Raw genomic sequence first — 22,153 nt, 5'->3', positions numbered from 1 at the left:
ATGGGTAAATCACTCCAGGATCAACTGCTGGGCCTCGGTTTAACCGACAACAAAAAGCAGAAGAAAAACGAAAAAGAGAAAAAGCGCCAGGAACACCTGAAGCGCACCGGGCAGGAAAACAACGCCGACGAGTCCCGCGAAAAAGCGGAGCAAGCGCGTAAAGAAAAAGCCGCCCGCGACAAAGAACTGAACAAACAACGCGACGAAGAAGCCCAGAAAAAAGCCATCAAGGCTCAGGTACAACAACTCGTCGACAACAACCTGATCAGCGCTGCACAAGGCGACATCAAGTATCAGTTTGTTGATGGCAAGAAAGTAAAAAGCCTCTACGTTGATCAGGCTGTATGGGACCGTCTGTCAAAAGGCCAACTGGCGATCATCGCGCATCACAACAGCTACGCGGTGATTCCTTTGCAGGTTGCTGAGAAGATCCGTGAGCGCGACGATGGCCACTTTATCGTGATCGCCGAACAGACCGACGGCCAGATGGATGAGGATGATCCGTATGCAGCGTATCAGATCCCAGATGATCTGATGTGGTGATTAAAACGGAAAGCCCGCGTAATAAGCGGGCTTTTTTGTCTCTGCCATAACAAATTCAGAAAATACCATCAGATATCCAGATCGACCCCACCATCTCCATCGCGGAACAACCTTCCTATATTACGAATGATGATCGCGATTGTCCGATAAGGTAAATCGAGTACGAGGTCGACAATCTCATAAAAGCCGTCATCAACCGACGACTTCTTAGGGCGCAGAAAGTGCACCAGAACAAAACCACCGATGCAGAAAAGCAGTACTGGCAAGCTGAAGCCATACACGAACAAATCAACCACTAGATACGCGCTTATACAAAAAACACATATTGAGAGAAGTATCCTGAACAGGTCCATCGGCAAATTCCTTTTTTAATCAGCGAACTTAGTTACCCCAGGGGTTTGGCTTGCTGGCTGAATTCTTACTGTCTGAGTGGAAAGTCCCGACAAACAGCTCTTCTACTTTGGTTCGCGCCCAAGGCGTACGCCGTAGAAACTTCAGCGACGACTTAACCGAAGGGTCTGATTTGAAGCAGTTGATGTTTATCCGGCTAGCCAGCCCTTCCCAGCCATAATGATCAACCAGCTGGTTGAGTATGGCTTCGAGAGTCACTCCGTGCAGAGGATCATTCCTGTTGTGCTCTTTCATGTCAGTGCAAATGCTCTATTAATCGCAACAATAGGTGCAAAATCAAGTAACCTTCTGGCTTCATTAGACTCTGTTTTGTATTCAAACAAAGCTGAAATGAACGATAGGACTACTTTCTATTAATCATATGGTAGCACGGTAGCGACCGGAGGCAGTGACGTAAGATCAGCAACCGACACATCATCACATGACTTATTGTCTAAGAACATATTTGCCGACTCAGCCCACTTACAAGCCATTTTGAAGTAACCAGACAATGCGGGATGAACCCCGTCCGGACTGTAGTCGCTGGCTTCAAGGATATTATCCATTTCTACTATGGTAACGTTTTTGTTGCCCGAGAATTCCTTCACTATTTTTTCGTTATAGGCTTCAACAATCGGGTTTGCCAGAGAGAAGTCTGCGCACTTGCTAGTGGTTTGGCCTGGGCAATACTTCGACACAGAAAACTTGATTACCTTTGCCAAATAAACTTTTGATTTGGTGTTGTTAACCACATTTTTTACGATCGTAGAGAGATTAGCTATAGCAGCCTCGACTATCGTGTTTTGATCCAGCTTGTCGTCAAGGTGACCTTGAGTAATGTCATTCGTTCCAAGGTGGATGAAAGTTACTGGTGTTTCAGGGAAAGGCGGCATAAACATCATAGAGTACGGAACCAGCTGATCAGTGCGCGCACCAGGGTAGCCGTCATGTAGCTGACTGTTCGTCATCCATTGATTGATAGAAGAGTTACCACTCTGAAAACCCACTGTTGTGAAGGGTTTCAGAACTCTGTTTTTCTCGCTAATAGCAAGCCAGGTCAGAATACCTCGATAACCTCCACCGAAGTTACCGCCATACTTAACCCCAGGATAAAAGCACCATACTTGGGCGTTGTAACAGTTCATCGTCGATAACTTAGCTGTAAAGTCACTGCTATACCCAAACGTGATTGAGTCACCCAAAGGCCTTATGATCTGCAGACCTGGCGCACTTTGTGATTGTGCACTCATAGACTGAATCATGGAAAATGATACAAATGCGAGGGTTCTTATCATTATTCTCATATTGCTGCTCTCCTTTTTGATATTTTTATAATTCCACTACTAAGTTAGTGTTATTCAATACGACTCTATTATTTCGCAGGCGAGACAATCTTCCATAAATTTGCGGGGCCACGCATTTTCACGCCAGAAGGCACTTGCGAGTTAGTCAGATCTGTTAGCTGGGCCGCCGTATCGTATACGTAGTCCGTTTTCTTGCGATTACAGGATGCGCAAAGCCACCACAAATTCTGAGGATCATTATAGAGCGCCCTTCCCAGTTTTTTGAGCATCATATAATTAGTGTGGGTAGGATCAACTGCTACGTGTGGAGCCCCCACAGTTACGATATATTGCCGCCATGGGTTCATATGATCCAGCTGCCACGGCCCAGTGCCATTGCAAACCGGGCAGTGACTTGGCTCGGGCGCTAGCCCCATTGCATCCAGACAGCTGCGACTGACCCAACTAAAGCGGCCACAATTTCTGATGTTAACGGCGGTATTGGGGCTTTGGCACTGGCACCCTCTGGCGTTAATGATTGCATCTAACAGCTCTGCACGTGTTGGCATATCCATTCCTCCTTGAGAGTACCGTGAGTTCAACAACCTGCGATCAGAACCCGGATCAGGGCCAAGCAGACACTGCTTAACGATCCAGCCTGGCTCTCATTGTCACTTACTTTCTTAGTACTGCCCATTCGGAATATGACTAGACGGTATTCTCATTCAGAAGTGATTCGTTGCAGACCGAGTCTGGGTCAACCAATACCCGCAACTGTTATATCAGCTATGACAACTATTTCAATTCGGTTAGCATCATCATTACGTGCCCAGCATATTTACCACTATTCTTCTCCGACACAATAACTAGTGGCCTTACACCGTCGACTTCTGGCATTATCCAGTAGTAGTCATTTTTAATTTTCTTAGTTTTTATATTCTTGCTTTTTTCTACAAGCAATGAATTAACAGTTGTAGCGACCTTAATTGTGGGGGTTCCTTTCAGGTAAACAAAACAGCCGCCTATACCAGGTTCGTCCTCAGCACCCTCGTTGGCTACAAGACCGAATCCCGCGTATCCGACACCGCTCCACTCGAATACCAGCTTGTCATCTGTTGGTTCTGAAAAACCATATTCTTTAAATATCTCGTAAACTTGAGAATCATCCTGTCCGGGTTTCAGGCACCCATCACGAAACGCAGCAATCGCATACCCGGCATCGGCATAAGAATAGACTAGTAATGTGAGCGACCCAAAAGCCAGAGTTGAAATTAATGAACTCATTTTTGATTTTATAAAATGCACCATTAAATAGTATGTTTTTTTCGCTGATTTTATCTCGTTTTCGACTTATCGGAGCAAGATAAAATCGATACTAGTTTTTCTTATTATGTGTTTAAACTTGACGACCATAGATCTCTTGCTTAGTAAGTTCATTTACTTTACGCAGAAGGTCTTCACACTCAAAGTATGCTGCAGCGCAATCTTGCTTCCTGGATGCCATATCCATGCATTGTGAACTGAGTGCCGCCGTAACCATTTTTAGAGATTCTATTATCGCTAAATTATTTGGCTCTAACTCTAGGGCTTTCTTTCCTACGGAGTAGGCTTGCTCGAATTTATTTTCTTTTAGTAGATCCCTTAATTCTTCTTCAAATGTGTTAAATATTACTCCTGAGCTACTTGCACATACATCTGCTATTAACGCCGAGTGGAACGAATCCAGCCATCTTAGTGGCGAATTGTCACTCCTTATCAAATGATACTAGATTTAATCGATGCACCATGATTCAAGTTCCTTTTCATTACGACGAATTTTCCTGTGGTGGCTGCAAAGAGCCTCTACCTGTGACTGTGTATAACCAGACTTCGAAGAAATATATGCTGTTGACAAAAACTTCTTGTTTTTCTCCGATAGCCCTGCCTGTAAAATGGAATACACACGGCAAGCTCGATATTTTTTAACTCCCCAGCTAAAAGCCCAACCAAGGATTAGCAGGAACAAGCCCGATACTAAAGTGCCAACAAAACTATTAGTACTTAATATCTCCCACACTTGAAACCCCTCCATGAATAGTGCCATTTAATACCGCGCCCTGGCGCAAGATCATTCATCCCTAACAGCGGCACTCTAGAAGTTTTCGTTTCTTAGTTGCACAATTCTTCTATCCAAATCTTCAATTCCATCCAATAGCGTTTGTACAGATTCGAACTCATCCTTAGGGTTTATAGTTCCTTGGGCTCGCTTAGCTTTATGTGCAACCTCCCCCCTCTTTGTGCCAAAGCTATCGATATTTGTTAGCCAGGTTTGATCAAGGGAGCCAATATCTATTCCAGTAGGGAGAATAAGAGTCTTAAAATTTTTATCTTTGATCCCATGATTGTCTTTGAGTTTTTGAGTAAATTGCCTTTGAGCCACATCAATTACTTCAACGACAGAGTCTTTGGCATTTTTTCTAGACTTAGCTATTTGAATGAGCTCTTCGTTTTTAATTTCTTCAGTCACGCTCCAACTAGAATGGTATGATGCTAGAAATGATATAATAATGCTAGATGGTTTTTTATTTACTTTCCAGTCACGTATAGCTTGCGTGACAGCTTCTCTCGACACATCTTCTAAATATGATTCAATTTCCGCATGGACAAGCAACCGATAGCCTCTAGCTCTATCTTGCTGTCTGTCAGTATAATCCCCGGTCGGTGAAAAGTTCACAGGTAACATATGATTCCTAAGCTCTCTTAACCTGCTTTTAAGCTCTTTAAATCGGCTGGATAAGCGCACAAACCTACCTCCCTTTACACAATGCGATTATCTATCAACCTAGGAACGTGTAAACTTGCCCCTAAAAGGTCATTCAATACCTCGAACCAAGTAGAGATTCTTATTTGCGTCGCAGACAAACTCTTAGTGGTTGACTCAATAGATGTCATAAACTCTTTGTTTTCATCGCAGAGTTTTATATATGCAGCCTCTATTTCTGACTCCCTCCCTACTGATAACTCCCTTATTTCTTCATCAACAAAAGATAATATTAAAACATCAAAAACCGCCCTATTAAACCTGGACTCATAGGATGATCCACTCCACTTCCTGTACTGATTCCCGTTAAATATTGATTTAATGAATCTGTGAGCCATCTCAAAAGATTCTAACTGACTCTCTATCAATACTTCTTTTTCTTCCCAGCTTTCATTTAAGTTCTTACAAGTATCATCAAGAAAATTCTTTAACGTACCACCATACTCAGATAGGAAATTTTTAAACGAAAAAAATCTGAGCAACAACTCTGCATCCCTCATCCTAAAGTCAGGTTTTTTCAGCTTAAGTATTTCTCGTAAAGCATCGCTATTTGATGAGGATCGATCTAAGAAGCTCACAAATGGCCCTGGGTGAAGAGCCTGCCTTAGTTCTTGGGGTGAAAGAGGCACACTCCCGGTGTTTAACCTCAGGAATACATGGTACAAAAAATCTTCATCAGGCCAATTTTTAATAACCACAGTCCTGATAGGTTGATTCTCGAACGCAGAAAGATCATCGAATAAATCAAGATCATCCCTAAGATCTTGGAGGCTCTTTCGTTTCAAATCATCTCTTATTTCTAAGCCAGTTAATTTTAACTGCTCATAAACCTTATCATCAGCATCCGCGGAAAATTGGCGAATACTTAGTAATCGCTGCTTTCCATCCAGAACAATATATGCGCCTCTTCGTTCTTTTGATTCAGCCAGCACGACTTGTGGTATTGGCAACCCAAGTATCAAGGACTCAATAAACTTGCTTTTTCTCTTTTTGTCCCATGCATCTCTGCGCTGGAAGTCAGGATTCAATAGGATGTTACCCTTATTAATTTGATTGAGAAGAGTTTCCGTCGTCCAGTCATTTCCACTTACCACGGCCGAGGAGAAGGAAATTTGATCAAGTGAGCCAATGTCTTCATCAGACTCTTGCTGCTCCTCATCTTCCTTAAATTCAATATTTTCGTCACTCACTTTAGACTCCAAAGATCTATATCTCTATTCGATCTGTAATTGCTTGAAAGCTTGTTAGTATGCGTTCGCGCTTATCCTGAAACGCTCTTTCGGGGTTTCAAGAGCAACACTCTGACATCATTGAAGTATCTTCCATAACTTAGGTCTCCCTTCTGACATACGAGCAGACTTGGCTATTTAGCTCGCGATCAGGCCTTTGCTTGCGTGCCAAGCTTTCTCTCAATGTACCGAGCATACCGACCTTAGCGCTATATGCAAAGTACCTGAGGCGACGCCATATCAGCTCCCGATTCATTTCATATACCCTGACCTACATCATTGCCCTTCCTCCGCCCACTCTATATGTTATGGCGTATACGGAAATCCACGGTCACTGACCCTGAAGGCCATTATGAGTCTCCCCTCTCCTAAACTTCTGATTCCTATTGTGTTGATTGGCGCAGGTGTCGCTGCTGTGCGCTTCTGGCCTGAGAGTCCGCTTGATATCTCTGTGTCGCAGGCTTCGGTCGGCTTAGTAGAAGCCAGTGTCGCCAATACCCGCTCAGGCACGGTTAAGGCTTGCCAGCGGTCCCGCTTGTCGTTGCCTCTCGGTGGCCAGGTCAGTGTTCTTTATGTTGCTCAGGGCGATAAAGTTGAAGCTGGCGCGCCTTTGATGGAGCTCTGGAACGAAGACATTCGTGCCACTCTGGCAACTGCTGAGGCCCAGCTCGATACTGCCAGGCTTTCGCACGAGGCTACCTGTACGCAGGCACAATCGGATAAGCGTGAAGAGCGCCGTATTCATGATCTTCATAAGCGCCAGATGGCATCGTCTGAGCAGTTAGACCGCGCCGAAACCGCCGCAACCATTAGTGAGCTTTCGTGCAAACAGCAAGAAACCCTGATTACTCAGGCGTCTGCCAGTCTGGATCTGCAGAAAGCGCGTTTTGCACAAACCCAGTTACGCGCTCCCTTCGCTGGCATTATTGCTGAGGTGAACGCCGAGATCGGTGAATACGCCACACCATCGCCTCCGGGCGTGGCCACACCACCCGCCATTGATCTGATCAACCCCGATTGTTTTTACGTGCAGGCGCCAATTGATGAAGTAGATGCGGCTCAGGTCGCACTGGATATGCCTGTGCGCGTTACCTTGGATGCCTTCGGCGACCGCACCTTTGATGGCCATGTCTCGCGGATATCGCCTTATATTCAGGATGAAGAGAAACAGGCCCGTACGGTGGATGTTGATGTGCGCCTCAATGAACTCCCTGATGGCACCCATCTGTTGATTGGTTACAGCGCCGATATCGAGGTTATTACAGCAACCTCTGACAACACCCTGCGGCTTCCTACCGAGCTATTAATCGACACGGATCATGTGATGCTCGCCAAAGACGGCAACGCCGTTAAGCAGCAGGTAGAACTGGGCCTGACTAACTGGACCTGGAGTGAAGTCATAAGCGGTGTGAGTAAAGATGACCTGATCATTAACGAACCCGGCCAGAGCGACCTGACAGACGGCCGCACCGTGCGTGTGCTGGATACTATTGTCCATGACTGAAGCGATGAAGACTGGGGCCATTAAAGTTCGCGGAGTGCATCGTCGCTTTCAGCTCGGTGATCAGACAGTGCATGCGCTTAATGATATCAATCTGGATATTACGCAAGGCGAATATATTTCAGTGATGGGGCCGTCTGGTTCGGGCAAGTCGACACTGCTGAATATGCTGGGCCTGTTGGACGTGCCTGATGAAGGCGAGTACTGGCTTGCGGGCGAAGACACCGTGCCTATGAGCGAGGAAGCGCGCGCGGGTTATCGCCGTGACCACATTGGTTTTGTGTTTCAGTCTTACCACTTAGTACCGCGCCTGAGTGCCCGTGAAAATATGGAATTGCCTATGGTGCTGGCGGGTATTCCTCCGGCAGAACGCCGTAAACGCTTAGCACCTGTTATTCAACGCTTAGGGTTAACGGAGCGCGCCGACCATAAACCAGAGCAGTTGTCTGGCGGTCAGCGCCAGCGCGTGGCCATAGGCCGGGCCATTATTATGCAGGCACCGCTGCTGCTCGCCGATGAACCTACCGGGAATCTCGATACTCATTCGGGTGCCGACGTGGTTGAGCTGCTGGAAGAATTAAATGCTCAGGGCATTACCTTAATTGTGGTTACGCACGACATGGCGCTCGGCCAGCGCGCTAAGCGGCGTTTGCGTATGGTGGATGGCGCCATCGTCAGCGACGATACGTTCGCCATACCCCCCACAGAAGAGCCCGCCGTATGATCCGCCTGCAGGATCATCTCACCTTTACCCTGCGCTCACTGACACGAACGCGATTTCGTACCACCATGCAGTTAGTGGCTATGGCCATTGGTGTATTGGCGGTTGTGTTGCTGACTGGCATTGGCGAGGGCGGACGACGATTTGTTATGGCTGAGTTCGCAAGCCTCGGCAACGATGTTTTAGTCATGCTGCCCGGCCGAAAAGAAACCACTGGAGGCCTGCCGCCATTAACCGGCGAAGGCACCCGTGATATCACGCTTGAAGATGCCCAAAGCCTCATGCGAATTTCCGGTGTCGAACGTATTGCACCTATCGTTGTGGGCATCAGCCGTTTGAGCATTTCAGGGTTGAGCCGCGATAGTTTAGTTCTCGGTACAACTGAGGACTTCTTCAGCATCCGGGATCTCGCGTTCAGCCAGGGGCAGGCGTTTACCACTCGCGAAGGTAGCCGTAGCCGCTCGGAATGTATTTTAGGGGCAACCCTGAGGGATGAATTATTCGGCCCGAAACGCGCACTGGGGCAATGGATTAATGTCGCGGATTATCGCTGCCGCGTGACGGGCGTACTCACTGACTCGGGAACGGGTTTCGGATTCGATATGAGCAATGCTCTGATCTTGCCCGTAGATAACGCCATGCAGATCTTTAATACCGAAGGTCTGTTCAGGGTAATGATTCAGATTGAGAATATTGATGCTGTGCCAGCCATGACCACAGCCGTTGAGCAACAGATGAAGCTACGCCACGACGGCCAGCTGGATATTACGATTGTTACGCCCGACAGCCTGCTCAGCGCCTTTAATAATGTACTGTTAATCATGACCTTTTCAGTCGCCGGTATTGCGGCCATCAGCCTGTTAGTCGCCGGGGTTTTAATTATGAATATGACACTCATCGGCGTAGCTCAGCGCCGGGCTGAAATTGGGTTACTAAAAGCACTCGGGGCTTCATCAAAAGAAGTCCGCTTGTTGTTTATTACCGAAGCTACGTTACTCGCCACCAGTGGCGCTGTACTCGGCATGTTGATCGCAGAGTTTATTCTTTGGGGCCTTAGATTTAAATTTCCCGAAGTGCCCTTCGCAACCCCTTTATGGGCCAGCGTATCGGCGATTGGTGTGTCTGCCATTGCCGGCATTCTCTTCTCCTGGATACCGGCGCAGAAAGCCGCAAAGCTGCCACCCGTGTTGGCACTGCAAGCTCAGGCAGGGAAATAACTGTGGTAGACCTTGCTGCGAGGGAAATATAAATGATAAGACCTGACGACTGGCTTCGCCTTGCTACCTCACCTGTCACCAGCCAGCCGGGCAAAAGCGTATTAACTGCGCTCGGCATCGCCATTGGTATTGCCGCAGTCACGCTGTTAACCACACTCGGGCACGGCGTTCGCCAATATGTTCTGGATAGCTTCTCACAATTTGGCACTCGTATTATTGCGATCACGCCGGGCCACAGCGAAACTGCCGGTATGGCCGGAGGGTTAATCAGCTCGGTGCGATTACTGACCCTCGATGATGCAGAAGCCTTAGCGAGAATTACCGGCAGCGAATGGGTGGTATCAAATGTTCAGGGCTCGGGGCCTATTCGTTACGGCGAGCGCGTTCGCAGTACCGAGATTCTCGGTACGACCTCTGATTTTAATCAGGCCTGGGATTTCCCTCTGGCGATGGGAAAGTTTCTGCCCGACACCGGCGGCAATAGCCCTGCCGTTGCAGTGATAGGCGACACCTTATACCGAGAGCTGTTTCGTAGCGAAAACCCGCTCGGGAAGTTTATCCGCATTGGTGGCCAGCGTTATCGGGTCATTGGTGTGATGCAACCCAAAGGCTCAACACTGGGGTTTGATCTTGATGATATGGCGTATATTCCTGCGGATCGTGCTCTTACGCTTTTTAATCGGGAAGGATTAATGGAAGTGGATGTCGTGTTCTCTGAAGGCACAACATCCAGCCAGATGCTTGAGCGCATAAAAGCGATGATGATAAAACGCCACGGCCAGGAAGACTTCACCCTGACCAGCCAGGATGAAATGCTCAGTAGCATGAACCGCATTCTCGGCATCCTGACCATAGGCGTCGCGGCTTTGGGTGGGATTTCTTTATTAGTCGGCGGCGTGGGTATCTTCACCATCATGACGACCAACCTGACCGAGCGCACCGCAGAGATCGGGTTACTGCGAGCCATTGGTTGTCCGCGACGGCAGTTGCTCAGTCTCTTTTTGGGCGAGGCCGTCATGCTCTCATTATTCGGTGCTTTTATCGGCATCGTTATCACAGCCGTTGTCGTCGCCCTGTTAAGTCTATTGGCCCCGGCCTTTCCGGTTCAGATTCAGTTTTCGACACTCGGGCTGGCCATCGCAGTCGCCGTTATTACCGGGCTAATTTCAGGTATCTGGCCTGCGTATAAATCATCACGCCTGAGCCCGATTGAAGCGTTACGAGGTGAATAACAATCGTGCCCCACGATGTCGTTTTTTTGCACTGTTTTCGACCAGTTTGGCGCACCAATACCAACCACTCACGCACCAATATCGTAAAAGCGGTTTAAATCCCCTTTCCATATAATTTCCATCCTGTCGCTAAAGGCCCATCGCTGCTGAGCTGCGACACATAACTTGCCGTTAGTTACAAAGATATAAATAGATGGCACAACACTTGCCAAACAAGCAGGAGAAATTTTATAAGAAACATAGGCTTAGCTATATGTACTTCCTCCCAGCGATGCTGTTGTCGCTAACTATTGTCCCCGGCATCGCTCATGCAGATACCGGAATAACTAGCACGGATATCGTCTGGATACTGGTTTCCGCCACTCTTGTATTCTTTATGCAGGCAGGGTTCGCCTTGCTTGAAAGCGGCATGTCGCGTGCGAAAAACGCGATTAACGTAATGATGAAAAACTACATCGATGTCTGTATCGGTAGTCTTTTGTTCTGGGCCGTTGGCTTCGGCATTATGTTTGGCTACAACCCCACAGGTTTCTTTGGTACCACGGCCTTCGGCTTATCCGAAGGCAGCAACTGGGACTTCACCTTCTTATTATTCCAGACCATGTTCGCTGCAACGGCCGTCACGATTTGCAGTGGTGCTATGGCTGAGCGTACACGCTACACCGCGTATCTGTTATCCGCTGCCGCTATCGTAACCTTTATTTATCCTGTGTTTGGCAGTTGGGCCTGGGGCGGTAGTTACGGCGGTCAGGGCTGGTTGGCTGAGCTGGGCTTTATTGATTTTGCAGGCTCTACCGTTGTGCACTCTTTGGGCGCATGGTGTGCACTTGCCGGGGTCATTGCGGTTGGCGCCCGTACCGGCCGTTTTGATAATTCGGGCAAAGTACGGAATATTCCGGGCCACAATTTATCTCTGGTTGCACTGGGTGGCTTCATCCTCTGGTTCGGCTGGTTTGGCTTTAATGGCGGCAGTGCATTATCTGCGTCAGAAAATATTGGCGGCATTATTCTTAACACTCACCTTTCCGCCGCGGCTGGAGCCGGCGGTGCGATTCTATTATCTGCTCTGTTGCAGCGTCCGATTCTTTTAACAACCACAGTTAATGGTAGCCTCGCAGGACTGGTCGGGATCACCGCGGGTTGCGCCACGATGGAACCGCCATTCGCCATCGTCACAGGCGCTGTCAGTGGTGTGATTGCAACACTGGGCCAGGACCTGATGCTTCGTTGGAAACTCGACGATGTTGTTTCAGCGATTCCTGTCCATGGTTTCGCAGGTGCTTGGGGCACGATTGCCGCGGGGCTCTTTTTCGCAGGCGACATGTTCGATGCTCAGCGTGTTGCGACTCAGGCCATTGGTGTGATCGCTGCCTTCCTCTGGGCCTTCCCGTTGTCGCTGCTGGTGTTTACGCTTATTCGTTTTGTGATTGGCCTTCGGTCTTCAAAAGAACATGAGCAGATGGGCCTGGATTGTACCGAGCACAATGAAGTCGGTTATCCAGAGTTCCAGCAAAACATCACTTTCCGTCAGGAGCCATAAGCATGAGCCCTGATATTAAACGTCGCATCGTGTTCACGATTTTGTCGGACTATATTGTTGGCGAAGAACTTCGCCAAGTTATGATCCTATGGCAGGCAGAATTCTCTGAACGCTCGCGCTATGAACTGAATCAGTTTCTGGGAGCGTGCCGGGATGTTCCGGGTATTCAGCAAAACCGCATCGAGATTCTCAGCCGCCTGGTACGCATGGTCATGGCTGCCAACGAATCCGATCTGAAGCCTGACCCCATCAACTGGATGAATTCAGCAGACGATGCAGAAACTTCGTTTACGCCCTCTGAGCCGGTGACCAAAGAAGAGATCCGCCGGCCTCAGCAAACTACCTTCAGGCCTTCGCAACTTCAGAAGACCTCGGGTACTGCACCGCAGAACAGTCTGGTCGCCGAAGTGGTTAATATGCTGTTCAGTCGCTTGCGCTCAGATCAGATACGCAGCATTAAATCGTATGTACTCAGCGCCGCTCAAAAGAAGAAATTGCAGCCTGCCGCTGTGGCTATGTTTGAACAACCGGATATTTCGGTCTCAGCCGTTCATACGCCACTGGAAATCAGGGACGCACGTAAGCTGATTAACTTCACCTACATCGGCTGCTGCGAGGCAATCGGACCGGTAGATGCCGACTTGCTGCTGAGCAAAGCAGTACGCGAGGTCGGTGAAAAATATCGAGGCGATGAGCCTTATGCGACTTGTCTGAATCAACTTCTGGGGCGCTGAGGCGCCCTCTTGCTTTCGTAACTTTCGTAACAAATACAGCCAATACAACTTTTTTCTACGGTACCTGCATCCAAACTGAATCCCCCTTCGTATCACCTAAGTGATGCATCTTTGCACCCGATCTGTCACATCCAACGACGCAGCCAAATGGCTACACAACTTACCTCTTTGAAAGGTACACGTGATATGAAGATCTTCCCCCAGTACAAATCAGCAAACAAACTGACTCTCATTGCCGCTAGCATCATCGGCCTGACGGCCTGTGGTAGTGATGATGGCTCCGATGGTACAGATGGCGTAAACGGCTCTCCCGGGCTCAGCTATCTGAACTACTTACTCGCTAACAACGGTTCTGAAAACGCGGGTACGGTTGACACAGTGAATCAGTCGGGTGCTGTTTCAAAAAGCTTTTCGACGGGTGCGAACGAGGGTATCGCGATTGACCCCTCCGGTGATCTGGTTCAGGCCGCAGACCTGACAGACAACGCTGTCCGCACGATCTGCCGGATTAACCAGCGAGCGGCTGGCGGCGAATACAGCAGCCAGTATGATCGTGAGATCACAGGCACAACCACTGGGCTTGCAAATCCGAAAGGTATCGCCCTCGCTGAAGACGCAGGCTATGTATTTGTAGCAAACCTGAATGAGCTGAATATCAGCGTCTTCGGTACTGCCGCTGCGGGCGATGTTGCCCCCGTTGCGACAACGACTCTTAGCGTGAAGCCCTGGGACCTGACGTATGACGAAGCGAACGATCGCTTATTTATCGCTCTGACTGACGGTACGATCGCTGTCTATGACGATTACATGGCCAACGGCTTTACGGCATCAGCTGCCGACCGAACCATCACGCCAAGTAATAGCGAAGGCACTAAAATCTCTGTTAACGCCCATGGCATCGCCTATGAAGTGGCCAGCGACCGCCTTGTAGTGAGCGATGTTGGCGATGCAGCCTCTGCTACTGACGGTGCTATTTTTGTGATTTCTTTGGCCTCTACTGCCGACGGTGGTACTCAGGTTGATCGCCATATTTATGGCCCTGAGTCCATGCTCGGCAACCCAGTTGATATTATTCTAAGTGGTACTGAACTGCGCGTTGCAGAAAAGTCGAACGATGCAGTACTCGTGTACAGCAATATTTTTGCGTCTGGCAGCGGTGACATTGCACCTGATTTTGTCAGCAGCACATCAAAGCCTGAATCGCTTGCAGAGATTCATACCATGGCGACTCACCCTGATGTCTCTGATACGACCGATGTGAACACTGTGCGCGCTGTGGCCGCCAGCAGCAACAGCACGAATATCAGCCGCTTCACAACCAACCTGAGCGCCGTTACAGCAACCTTCACCGGTGTGACGACCATTGAAAGTGTGACTTTCGATATTGAAGGCGACGCGTATGCGACGTACGGCGACGAAACCGACGGCGGCATTGCCGTACTGAACCGTGTATCGAAGTATCGTGACAGCGGTAGCCTGGATACCAGTCGCGATCGCCAGATTATTGGAGCAGCAACCTTGCTGGTCAATCCAAAAGGTCTTGATGTTGATAGCCATCAGGGAGCAATTTTCGTTGCAGACATTGGCACCAATGCCGCCCGTACAGAAACGGGTGTATTGATTTACTCAACTTGTGCGGCGGGTAACGCGGCTCCGTTAATGGGTCTGTATCCATCAGGTGGCGCGACTCCGTGGGACGTCGATTATGACGCCGAAACAGATAAGGCTTTCCTCGCACTGACCAACGGTACGATCGCTGTATTCGATAACGTGATGAAAAAGCTTAATCAGGGCACCACTACAGTAATGTCGGAAGACCGCCTGATTACACCTGCAAACTCGGGTGTTGTGGTAGCGGCTCCGACCAACATGCATGGTATTGATTATGACCCGGTAACTGACTCACTCATCGTTTCTGATGTAGGCTCGGCTGCAGTCGCTGACGACGGCAAGATCTACGTTATTGCTGCAGCTTCTTCTGCTTCAGGGCAAACGGATGTTCAGGTAAATATTGCCGGAGCAGCGACCGAGCTGGGCAACCCGGTCGACATCATGTACGACGGGAAGAATCTCTACGTTGCGGAAAAATCGAACGGTAAGATCCTGCGCTTCGACGATATTCTGAAAAGCGCGGGCGGTGATATCGCTCCAGATCTTTCAATCGACTATTCCGCCGCTGAGAGTGTCGCTATCCTGCCACAGCACCTGGTGCGCTAACGCGTACGCGAGCCATAAAAAGCTCAAAATAAGCTAAATAAAAAAGCCACTGATAGGATATCAGTGGCTTTTTTATTTCAAAACACCCGGCGTATAGCCGGTGATACATCAGTAAAGCGGCTTAATCACGCGTCATCTGATAAGTGTGTGCGAGAGCGTGCTCACCCGTTACGTCGTCGACTGTGTAGACCCGCACCGTCAACTGGCTACCTTCTATATTCAGATGCATAAAGCCCAGTACATCACCCTGCTGAAATTCTGCCAGATTACGATTTACATCGTCCAGTGGACGTTGTTTTGCGCCTGCACCTGACACTATCTGAGTCATACCATCGCAACGTTCTACGGGTGGCAGAATCTGAAGATCATGATCATGGCCAGAAATCATCAGGTCAAAATCGCCGCATAAATTGTCGCCTACGAAATCATAAAAAGCGTATCCGAAAGCAGGAACACCATCGTACCAGCCAGCGTTGCCGTGACGGCCATTTGAAATATATGGGTGATGGGAAAACGCAATTTTCCAGGGTGTCGTCGCAGATTCTTTTTCAGCTTCGATCCACTCTTCCTGAACCCGATAGTATTTAAACTGACGGTATTTAGGATCAGGATCAGACACAGCCGCCAGCGGATTAGAATCGAGTGAGAAGAAAGTCACCAGTGGCGCTTCTGATTCAAGCGGTGCAGTAAACGAATAGTACCGTGCTGGCATATTCCACTTTTCACTCATGCGGTCTTCCGCATAGTGATAATCCACCTGAAACTCGCCCTTGTCGTTATCCAGGCCATCGCCACTCAACCAGCCGTTATCGTGGTTACCAAGCGTCATATAGAACGGGAAATCAACGTCTGCATACGGCTTTTCGAATTTATCGATAAACTGAACATCGTCGACCGAATCAACGCCAGTTTCATAGATATTGTCACCCAACCCCAGGGCAAAATCGCAGCCGAGTTCATCACAGACTGCCTTCATGGCTGCCGCAACCTTATACTGCTTTTCTTCGCCCGTACCGGTGTCACCGATGGCGATAAAAGAAACTGCGCCGTCTGGCACCTCAACGACCGGCTCTTCTGGTTCCTCAGGAAACCAGGACATGCCATAAGCGGGTAAATGTACGGCCAGCGCCACCAATGCGAGCTTTTTCATCTTCTGTCTCCAGACATCACAGCAGTAAAACCACTGAGAGTACCCCCCCAGTGCTTCAGATTTGTGAAACATCCTACATAAGCTTTGTACCCGATGCCGCGACTCTGCGCGCCAAACGAAAGCATCAGAAGAACCAGTTCACTTCATTGAGAGGTGCTAAACTCATCAGATAGAGGTATAAGAAGCAGGAGGTTCTGATGATTGTGGATTCTTTGATGACCACCCGAGTCGTGACCGTACATTTGGATGACAAGCTGACAAAGCTGCAGGAAATATTCATTAATACGCGCTTCCATCACGTTCTGGTGGCTGAGAATGGCCGATTACGTGGGGTTATTACCGATCGCGACTTTTTTAAAGCGGTGAGCCCATACATTGGCACACCGGCAGAAACCACGCACGATACTGCAACGATTAACAAGAAGGCTCATCAGATTATGAGTCGGAACCCGGTTACCATCAAAGCAGGCAGTAATATCCGTGAGGCTGTATCGCTGATATACCAACACGGCGTCACCTGTCTGCCGATACTCAACGATGAAGATAAGATTGCAGGTATTCTGACCTGGCGGGATGTATTTCGGGGGCTTGAGGCTCGGTATAACAAACCCGCAGCCCCCGAACAAAGGGATTAGATTAACCGGCGCAGACGTTACCGTCTGACCTCCGGCGCTTCTTTAATTGGCAGTGAGATAAAGTTCAGATAAAGATCTTCTTCCTGTATTTCCAGAGGGATAAGGAGAGAAGCAACTTCGTCTGACTCATTCTCTGTGCAGAGAACGTCTGCAAGGATGCCCAGCAGAGGAACATCGGTTGCGCCACAGGTGACAGGGTCAAGTGACTCAGTGAGATCTCCGGTAAAGATAGTGATCGCGTTTACCAGGTCACCCACGGTTGAACCGACTTCTCCAAGTGCCGACTCCAGATCAATGTTCACGAGTACGTTAATTGGTGGCACGTTCTGATTGCGCTGTTCAATCTGCATCCGGCCATCATCAAAGAATGTGATATCTCCCACCAGCGTCAAAGGCAGCGGATAGTTGTAAAGATTGTGGCTGAGTATTTCACCACCGTCAGGTAACGCCAGGTTAGGAGAATCCAGCGCCAGAGTAACCTCTGTTTTGAAGATTGGCTGACCGTTATCGCCAGTAACAATCATACCGGGCACCAACCCCATTGGGTTGTCTTCGGTCGGTGTGGTGTAGCGCATACGGAGGATTTGTGTGCCGGTGGTCTGCTCGCCCAGCACTGGGAGAAAAACACTGGTAGGTGTGGTCGCCAGAAGCATGGGATACAGGTGTACTTTTACGGCTTGCTGACCGGTTTCTGGATCGACCGTTGGCCCTATCACCTCTGTATTCAGGGCTAATGTCTGGAATACGGCCTTATTGTCGGGGCAATCGTCACCGAGCGGATCACACCCATTACGTGCTGGCAGTGAGAGTGTCTCGTTGAGAAGCGTTGCTTCTCCGTTAACTACCGTAAGGATTGCGGCATTCTCTGACGGCAAGACATCCCCTGACGCCGTTATCGGACTGGTTGATGGTTCCAGGCATGGCTCCCCGCAATCGACAACGTAATTGGCGTTAGCATCTCGCACAGGGTAATTACGCAGCGGCGTAAAAATAGATTCTTGAGGAGCGCTGCCACGGAAGTAAATCACCATATCCGGGCCGCCGAAATCTTCAGAGTCGACAAGAAGATCCGTCTGCAGTGGAAGACCGGCATCTGAGCAGATGATATCCAGCTCATCACATACGGTATCGTTTACCGAATCAGCATGTGCTGACGCCATTGTGTAACGATAGACCTGCCCTTCTTCCCAAGCATTTTCCGGGAAGAAACGAATACGTTGACGAGCCTTTTCAAGACGACCCGACACCGGGGTAATTTCTCCGTCTTCGTTAACTCGCTCAACTTTAAACGAGGTATTCAGATTGATTGAATCAATATCCATCACCTGCGAGAAAATAACCGCGATCGGCCGATCAGCTGGCATCGTAGTTAATGGCAATGTCTGATTTTCTACTTCAGCAGGCGTATTCTCAGAGACGACGCACTGGCCGTGATTTGGCTGCTCGGGTGGCAGCGGAAAAATATCACTCAGAGTGGCTGTTGATACACACGGGAAGCCGGGATACGTCGTCAGCGCCAGAGGCGAAACTTTAATTTCCTGATCTGTCTGCTGTGTTGCAGGCATACTGAACGTCAGTGTGTCAGCCAGTGCTGGCGACCCTTCAAGGTTCTGTAAGCGGCTGGTCGTAGTGACTACGTATTCCGCTGCAGGTTTAAGACCGCCACGAACCTGTACCGTCAGTACGGTTCCGTCAATGTCACTGGTCACGTTTTCAGCAGATAGCCGCACGCCATTCTCTTCAATAACGACGAGTTCTCCGGCCTGTCGGCGCAGCGGCTGATCGAAATTCAGAATAATAGGATCACCCGGGCGCTGCATCGACTGGCGTGTCGCCGGAATGGCGGTCTCAAAGCCAGGCACCCAGCTTACGAGGCGTGGCGGAGTATTCGGCGCCTGATTCTGCTCCTGATCAAATAAGCGTTCGATCTGGTCGTTCGTTTCGGCAAGCAATTTAAACGCGATGGTGGCGTTACCAACGTCCTGACCAAGAATATTGGGTTCAACAATACCGATAGAGTTAATTTCCAGTAAACCATTACGTACCTGAGCCAACCCAACCAGTTCGACGCGCATTAAATCCTGCGAGAGCGACGCATTTGGCTGTGCTGCAGCGGTATTCATACTGACATCCATAAATAAGCGTATATGACGCTGAGCTTCCGGGTCATCGGTGTAAGGGTTCGGGTACAGGTACCCGTTAGCGTCAGAAATAAAGGTCACAATAACTGACCCGGTTTCCTGCGGAAGGCCTGTTTCAGCATCCAGAAGAGGAACATTGCCATTAATTTTTACATCAAGTGATGAACTCATGAGCGTACTGCCGCGAGCAATGCGCAGTGGTACGGGCTGATTGCCAGGGAAGTTAACCGCATAGGCCAGCTCTGCATTCAGAGTGCCGGTCTGCTGCGATAAATCAGTGACGCCCTGCAATACCGAATTAAGCACTACCCCATTGACCAGACCTTCGTTTAACGGCGATATTTCTGAGTTTTCTGAATCGACAATATCCTGAATCAGAATGGATGTTGGCGTGGTATCCCGTGGCACAAAATCAAGGGAGTAATTGATGCCCGTCGTACCATCATCATTCAGAGGCCGTACCCCTGTAAGCTCAAGGCGATAAGCCTCACCTGCGATCAGTCGATCTGATTCGCTGCCACATTCTGCCACCAGTGCGACAGTACATGGATCAATCGTTAATGACTGGTGTTTAAGAATAACGTCAGCTGGCACAAGATTATTATTGGCATCAAGGAGTCGTACATTCACGCCGTATTCGACGGATTCAGGGTCAACAGGCTGCGTAAACAGAAAACGGAATGTGGAGAAATCCATCACTTCAAAATTACTGCCATCAGGCAATAATTCCAGAATACCGAAATCATCATCCACCGATGTCAGTGACAAAGGACCGGTTGCTTCCGGGCGTGTAGAAAACTGGATTCCCTCAGGGCCAGTTGCGTTCGGCGTTGCAATCGCATTGGTGCCCGAGCCAAGTACACCATCAAACGTCAGGCTGTAATCAGCGCCCGGAGAAAGCTCTTGTGCAGGAGTCGCGACAATACCACGCCCGCCATCCACCGTTCGTACAGATTCAATGGCCACGTTGTTTCCGCTACCGTCCACGAGAACCAACTTTTCAACGAGTAATGGGTCATCCACTGGAACAGTAAACCGAAGCACAAGGTCAGTCACTGGTGGCACGTTAATCTGACCATCAGCAGGATACGAGTACTCGACACTGGCACTTAAAAATGGCGCGAGAAAAGTACCGTTCGGACCTTCGACCATGGTGCCACCCAGAAGAGTCTGAGTTTCTTTATCACCGCAGGCGACCAGTACCAACGAAGTACATGCAATAATTAATGACTTTTTCATGTCGACCTCCTCAGAACTTCAGACTGATAGAACCACTGAATACATCCACGCTACCGCCAGTAGTCACTTCAATATTATTGGCTGTGCCGGGGCGGGAATTCACAATGGTAAAATCTCGGTCGACCAGCTCCTGGCGCTGATAACCGAGATCAATCTGTAGTGGATGAGCGAGGAACATCTGCTTACCGACCTTCGCTGAAATCCCCACGCCAACCACGTAGCGGTCAGTGTCGAAAAGGTTTACATCGACAGTCTGAGTACTTTTCAGCGCAGTCGGACGATAAGAAAAACCACCTAAAACTGAGAAAGATTCGCCGAAGCGATATTCTGCTCCAAGACGCGGAATCATAATGTCTTCAAATTCCGCACCGGCCTGATCTTTAATCGTGTCGCTGGAAAACTGATCTTCAAGTGTCGACCACTCCTGATACTCCAGCGTCGCGCCAATGCGAATCGATCCGCGATCGAATTGCGTTCCTGCAGTGATAGTGGTCGGTTGGAAAGAGTCGTACGTCTGAATCGTAAAGTTGAGCGGATCAGAGGCAGGAATAAGACCGGGGATAACCGTCGTTGCTTCTACTTTGGTGCGGGAGTACGAACGCTGTTGGTACGCCACAGCAAACTCAAGCCCAGTAACAGCACAGTCGTAATACGGACAAAACATTTCACCCAGATCAAGGGTGTTCGAGAGTGTGAATGATAAGGCAGGCTCAGCCTGCACATTCAAAGATTCGTATTGTGTGTTACCTGCGAGGTCAGTCGTGGTTGTCAGCGTCGCATTGTTATTTAACGTCGCCCGCGCAGACAGGCCGCCGCTAAAGCCACGGAACAGTTCGGTAGCACCACCAACACTGACAAACAGAGGCTGGCGGTCGTATTCCAGAAACTGCCCGCCTTCGCTGGTCTCAGACTGAAATTCAAGTAGAGAGAAGCCGTAATTCTCTACGCCGATAACAACACCTAAAAACATCGGGTGGTCAAAGGTCGTTAGCTTCGACAGGTCAGTTTTCAATCCCAGCAATACCGATGCCGTTGGCGTTCGCGACAGCAGATCACCTGAACGATCTGGTCCCGCAGCCTCTAGCTTGGCTTCAGCCTGCAGAAGCCCGGTAGAAAGCTCACCACGCTGATCTTTTACCAGTCTTGATGGGTTGTAATATGTCGCCGACACTTCCTGGTTGAACATAGAGAGCGCCTGCGTCGTTGCTACGTCCTGCGGAAACAGACCATAGGTATTGCCGATGGTGCCCATATTGGCGTGTACGCCTGTTGTCATCATCAGAGCAGAAAAAGCAGTTACACCCGCTAACGGGCGAATAGAGAAAGGCATTATGTTGTCTCCACTATTAATATTTTTAGATCAAGGAGTTACAACAAACTCTATCAGAGCACTTAAAATTACAGCTACTAAACAATTGTTACTCTTGGTTTCCTTATTTACACGATTTTTTTAACTATAAAAATCAATGACTTAGGATGGATATGTAATTATTAGTAACCCAAACTAAACGAATTTTTTAAAATCGTAAATTTCCAGTTTTGATGAGTAATTAATAAAAAGCACAATAGTCACAAAGACCA

Annotated in this window: 18 protein-coding genes; 9 read left to right on the top strand and 9 right to left on the bottom strand. The window is 48.9% G+C overall.

Features of this window, described 5'->3' with window-relative positions; translation table 11 throughout:
- The gene (locus tag B3007_RS04965) at positions 1–543 is read left to right on the top strand and encodes a DUF2058 domain-containing protein (protein WP_301376614.1); all 543 of its coding nucleotides are present in this window, start codon (positions 1–3) and stop codon (positions 541–543) included.
- Between the two features lie 68 nt (positions 544–611).
- Here B3007_RS04965 and B3007_RS04960 read toward each other — a convergent pair whose 3' ends face one another.
- The 6 genes from B3007_RS04960 to B3007_RS04935 all read right to left on the bottom strand — a co-directional run bounded on the left by B3007_RS04960 (position 612) and on the right by B3007_RS04935 (position 6,206).
- Positions 612–809 (bottom strand): hypothetical protein, encoded by a 198-nt coding sequence (locus tag B3007_RS04960; RefSeq protein ID WP_301391527.1) that lies wholly within the window; start codon positions 807–809, stop codon positions 612–614.
- A 115-nt stretch (positions 810–924) separates the two neighbouring features.
- Entirely contained in the window at positions 925–1,188 is a 264-nt protein-coding gene (locus B3007_RS04955) for a VF530 family protein (RefSeq protein WP_301376616.1), read from the bottom strand.
- Positions 1,189–1,307: 119 nt separating this feature from the next.
- Complete coding sequence (locus B3007_RS04950; RefSeq protein WP_301376617.1) at positions 1,308–2,237, bottom strand: GDSL-type esterase/lipase family protein; 930 nt, start codon at positions 2,235–2,237, stop codon at positions 1,308–1,310.
- Positions 2,238–3,011: 774 nt separating this feature from the next.
- Positions 3,012–3,500, bottom strand: a complete 489-nt coding sequence (locus B3007_RS04945) for a hypothetical protein (RefSeq protein ID WP_301376618.1) — start codon at positions 3,498–3,500, stop codon at positions 3,012–3,014.
- 847 nt (positions 3,501–4,347) lie between these two features.
- Entirely contained in the window at positions 4,348–4,998 is a 651-nt protein-coding gene (locus B3007_RS04940) for a HEPN domain-containing protein (RefSeq protein ID WP_301376619.1), read from the bottom strand.
- A gap of 14 nt (positions 4,999–5,012) precedes the next feature.
- Positions 5,013–6,206, bottom strand: a complete 1,194-nt coding sequence (locus B3007_RS04935; RefSeq protein ID WP_301376620.1) for a DUF262 domain-containing protein — start codon at positions 6,204–6,206, stop codon at positions 5,013–5,015.
- A 391-nt stretch (positions 6,207–6,597) separates the two neighbouring features.
- On the opposite strand from B3007_RS04935, the gene B3007_RS04930 reads away from it, so the two are divergent.
- The 7 genes from B3007_RS04930 (at position 6,598) to B3007_RS04900 (ending at position 15,407) form a co-directional block, all read left to right on the top strand.
- Positions 6,598–7,749 (top strand): efflux RND transporter periplasmic adaptor subunit, encoded by a 1,152-nt coding sequence (locus tag B3007_RS04930; RefSeq protein ID WP_301376621.1) that lies wholly within the window; start codon positions 6,598–6,600, stop codon positions 7,747–7,749.
- Complete coding sequence (locus tag B3007_RS04925) at positions 7,742–8,470, top strand: ABC transporter ATP-binding protein (protein WP_301376622.1); 729 nt, start codon at positions 7,742–7,744, stop codon at positions 8,468–8,470. The genes B3007_RS04930 and B3007_RS04925 overlap by 8 nt, the downstream gene beginning before the upstream one ends.
- A complete protein-coding gene (locus B3007_RS04920) occupies positions 8,467–9,684 on the top strand; it encodes an ABC transporter permease (protein WP_301376623.1) in 1,218 nt (405 codons plus the stop codon). The genes B3007_RS04925 and B3007_RS04920 overlap by 4 nt, the downstream gene beginning before the upstream one ends.
- 32 nt (positions 9,685–9,716) lie before the next feature.
- Entirely contained in the window at positions 9,717–10,916 is a 1,200-nt protein-coding gene (locus tag B3007_RS04915; RefSeq protein ID WP_301376624.1) for an ABC transporter permease, read from the top strand.
- Positions 10,917–11,169: 253 nt separating this feature from the next.
- The gene (locus B3007_RS04910) at positions 11,170–12,456 is read left to right on the top strand and encodes an ammonium transporter (protein ID WP_068441545.1); all 1,287 of its coding nucleotides are present in this window, start codon (positions 11,170–11,172) and stop codon (positions 12,454–12,456) included.
- A 2-nt stretch (positions 12,457–12,458) separates the two neighbouring features.
- Positions 12,459–13,190, top strand: a complete 732-nt coding sequence (locus B3007_RS04905) for a hypothetical protein (protein WP_301376625.1) — start codon at positions 12,459–12,461, stop codon at positions 13,188–13,190.
- Between the two features lie 186 nt (positions 13,191–13,376).
- A complete protein-coding gene (locus B3007_RS04900; protein WP_301376626.1) occupies positions 13,377–15,407 on the top strand; it encodes a hypothetical protein in 2,031 nt (676 codons plus the stop codon).
- Positions 15,408–15,528: 121 nt separating this feature from the next.
- Here the strand turns inward: B3007_RS04900 and B3007_RS04895 are convergent, their stop codons facing one another.
- A complete protein-coding gene (locus B3007_RS04895) occupies positions 15,529–16,557 on the bottom strand; it encodes a metallophosphoesterase (RefSeq protein WP_301376627.1) in 1,029 nt (342 codons plus the stop codon).
- Between the two features lie 197 nt (positions 16,558–16,754).
- Between B3007_RS04895 and B3007_RS04890 the strand changes: the two genes are divergently transcribed.
- Positions 16,755–17,192, top strand: coding sequence for a CBS domain-containing protein (locus B3007_RS04890; RefSeq protein ID WP_068441538.1), 438 nt, complete (start codon positions 16,755–16,757; stop codon positions 17,190–17,192).
- 17 nt (positions 17,193–17,209) lie between these two features.
- On the opposite strand, the gene B3007_RS04885 is transcribed toward B3007_RS04890, so the two are convergent.
- Both B3007_RS04885 and B3007_RS04880 read right to left on the bottom strand, forming a co-directional pair.
- The gene (locus tag B3007_RS04885) at positions 17,210–20,572 is read right to left on the bottom strand and encodes an Ig-like domain-containing protein (protein WP_301376628.1); all 3,363 of its coding nucleotides are present in this window, start codon (positions 20,570–20,572) and stop codon (positions 17,210–17,212) included.
- Between the two features lie 10 nt (positions 20,573–20,582).
- Complete coding sequence (locus tag B3007_RS04880; RefSeq protein ID WP_301376629.1) at positions 20,583–21,902, bottom strand: outer membrane protein transport protein; 1,320 nt, start codon at positions 21,900–21,902, stop codon at positions 20,583–20,585.
- Positions 21,903–22,153 lie beyond the last annotated feature (251 nt).

It is taken from the genome of Thalassolituus sp. UBA675 (genome assembly GCF_002297765.1).
Classification (GTDB): domain Bacteria; phylum Pseudomonadota; class Gammaproteobacteria; order Pseudomonadales; family Oceanobacteraceae; genus Thalassolituus.
Note: the sequence above shows the minus strand (reverse complement) of the source record. Positions and strands in the feature narration are given on the sequence as shown.

Bases quoted from the DNA above. Each gene is read 5' to 3' on its own strand.
- B3007_RS04965 (WP_301376614.1), top strand. From the start codon at position 1: ATGGGTAAATCACTCCAGGATCAACTGCTGGGCCTCGGTTTAACCGAC.
- B3007_RS04955 (WP_301376616.1), bottom strand. From the start codon at position 1,188: ATGAAAGAGCACAACAGGAATGATCCTCTGCACGGAGTGACTCTCGAA.
- B3007_RS04950 (WP_301376617.1), bottom strand. From the start codon at position 2,237: ATGAGAATAATGATAAGAACCCTCGCATTTGTATCATTTTCCATGATT.
- B3007_RS04945 (WP_301376618.1), bottom strand. From the start codon at position 3,500: ATGAGTTCATTAATTTCAACTCTGGCTTTTGGGTCGCTCACATTACTA.
- B3007_RS04930 (WP_301376621.1), top strand. From the start codon at position 6,598: ATGAGTCTCCCCTCTCCTAAACTTCTGATTCCTATTGTGTTGATTGGC.
- B3007_RS04925 (WP_301376622.1), top strand. From the start codon at position 7,742: ATGACTGAAGCGATGAAGACTGGGGCCATTAAAGTTCGCGGAGTGCAT.
- B3007_RS04920 (WP_301376623.1), top strand. From the start codon at position 8,467: ATGATCCGCCTGCAGGATCATCTCACCTTTACCCTGCGCTCACTGACA.
- B3007_RS04915 (WP_301376624.1), top strand. From the start codon at position 9,717: ATGATAAGACCTGACGACTGGCTTCGCCTTGCTACCTCACCTGTCACC.
- B3007_RS04910 (WP_068441545.1), top strand. From the start codon at position 11,170: ATGTACTTCCTCCCAGCGATGCTGTTGTCGCTAACTATTGTCCCCGGC.
- B3007_RS04905 (WP_301376625.1), top strand. From the start codon at position 12,459: ATGAGCCCTGATATTAAACGTCGCATCGTGTTCACGATTTTGTCGGAC.
- B3007_RS04900 (WP_301376626.1), top strand. From the start codon at position 13,377: ATGAAGATCTTCCCCCAGTACAAATCAGCAAACAAACTGACTCTCATT.
- B3007_RS04895 (WP_301376627.1), bottom strand. From the start codon at position 16,557: ATGAAAAAGCTCGCATTGGTGGCGCTGGCCGTACATTTACCCGCTTAT.
- B3007_RS04890 (WP_068441538.1), top strand. From the start codon at position 16,755: ATGATTGTGGATTCTTTGATGACCACCCGAGTCGTGACCGTACATTTG.
- B3007_RS04885 (WP_301376628.1), bottom strand. From the start codon at position 20,572: ATGAAAAAGTCATTAATTATTGCATGTACTTCGTTGGTACTGGTCGCC.
- B3007_RS04880 (WP_301376629.1), bottom strand. From the start codon at position 21,902: ATGCCTTTCTCTATTCGCCCGTTAGCGGGTGTAACTGCTTTTTCTGCT.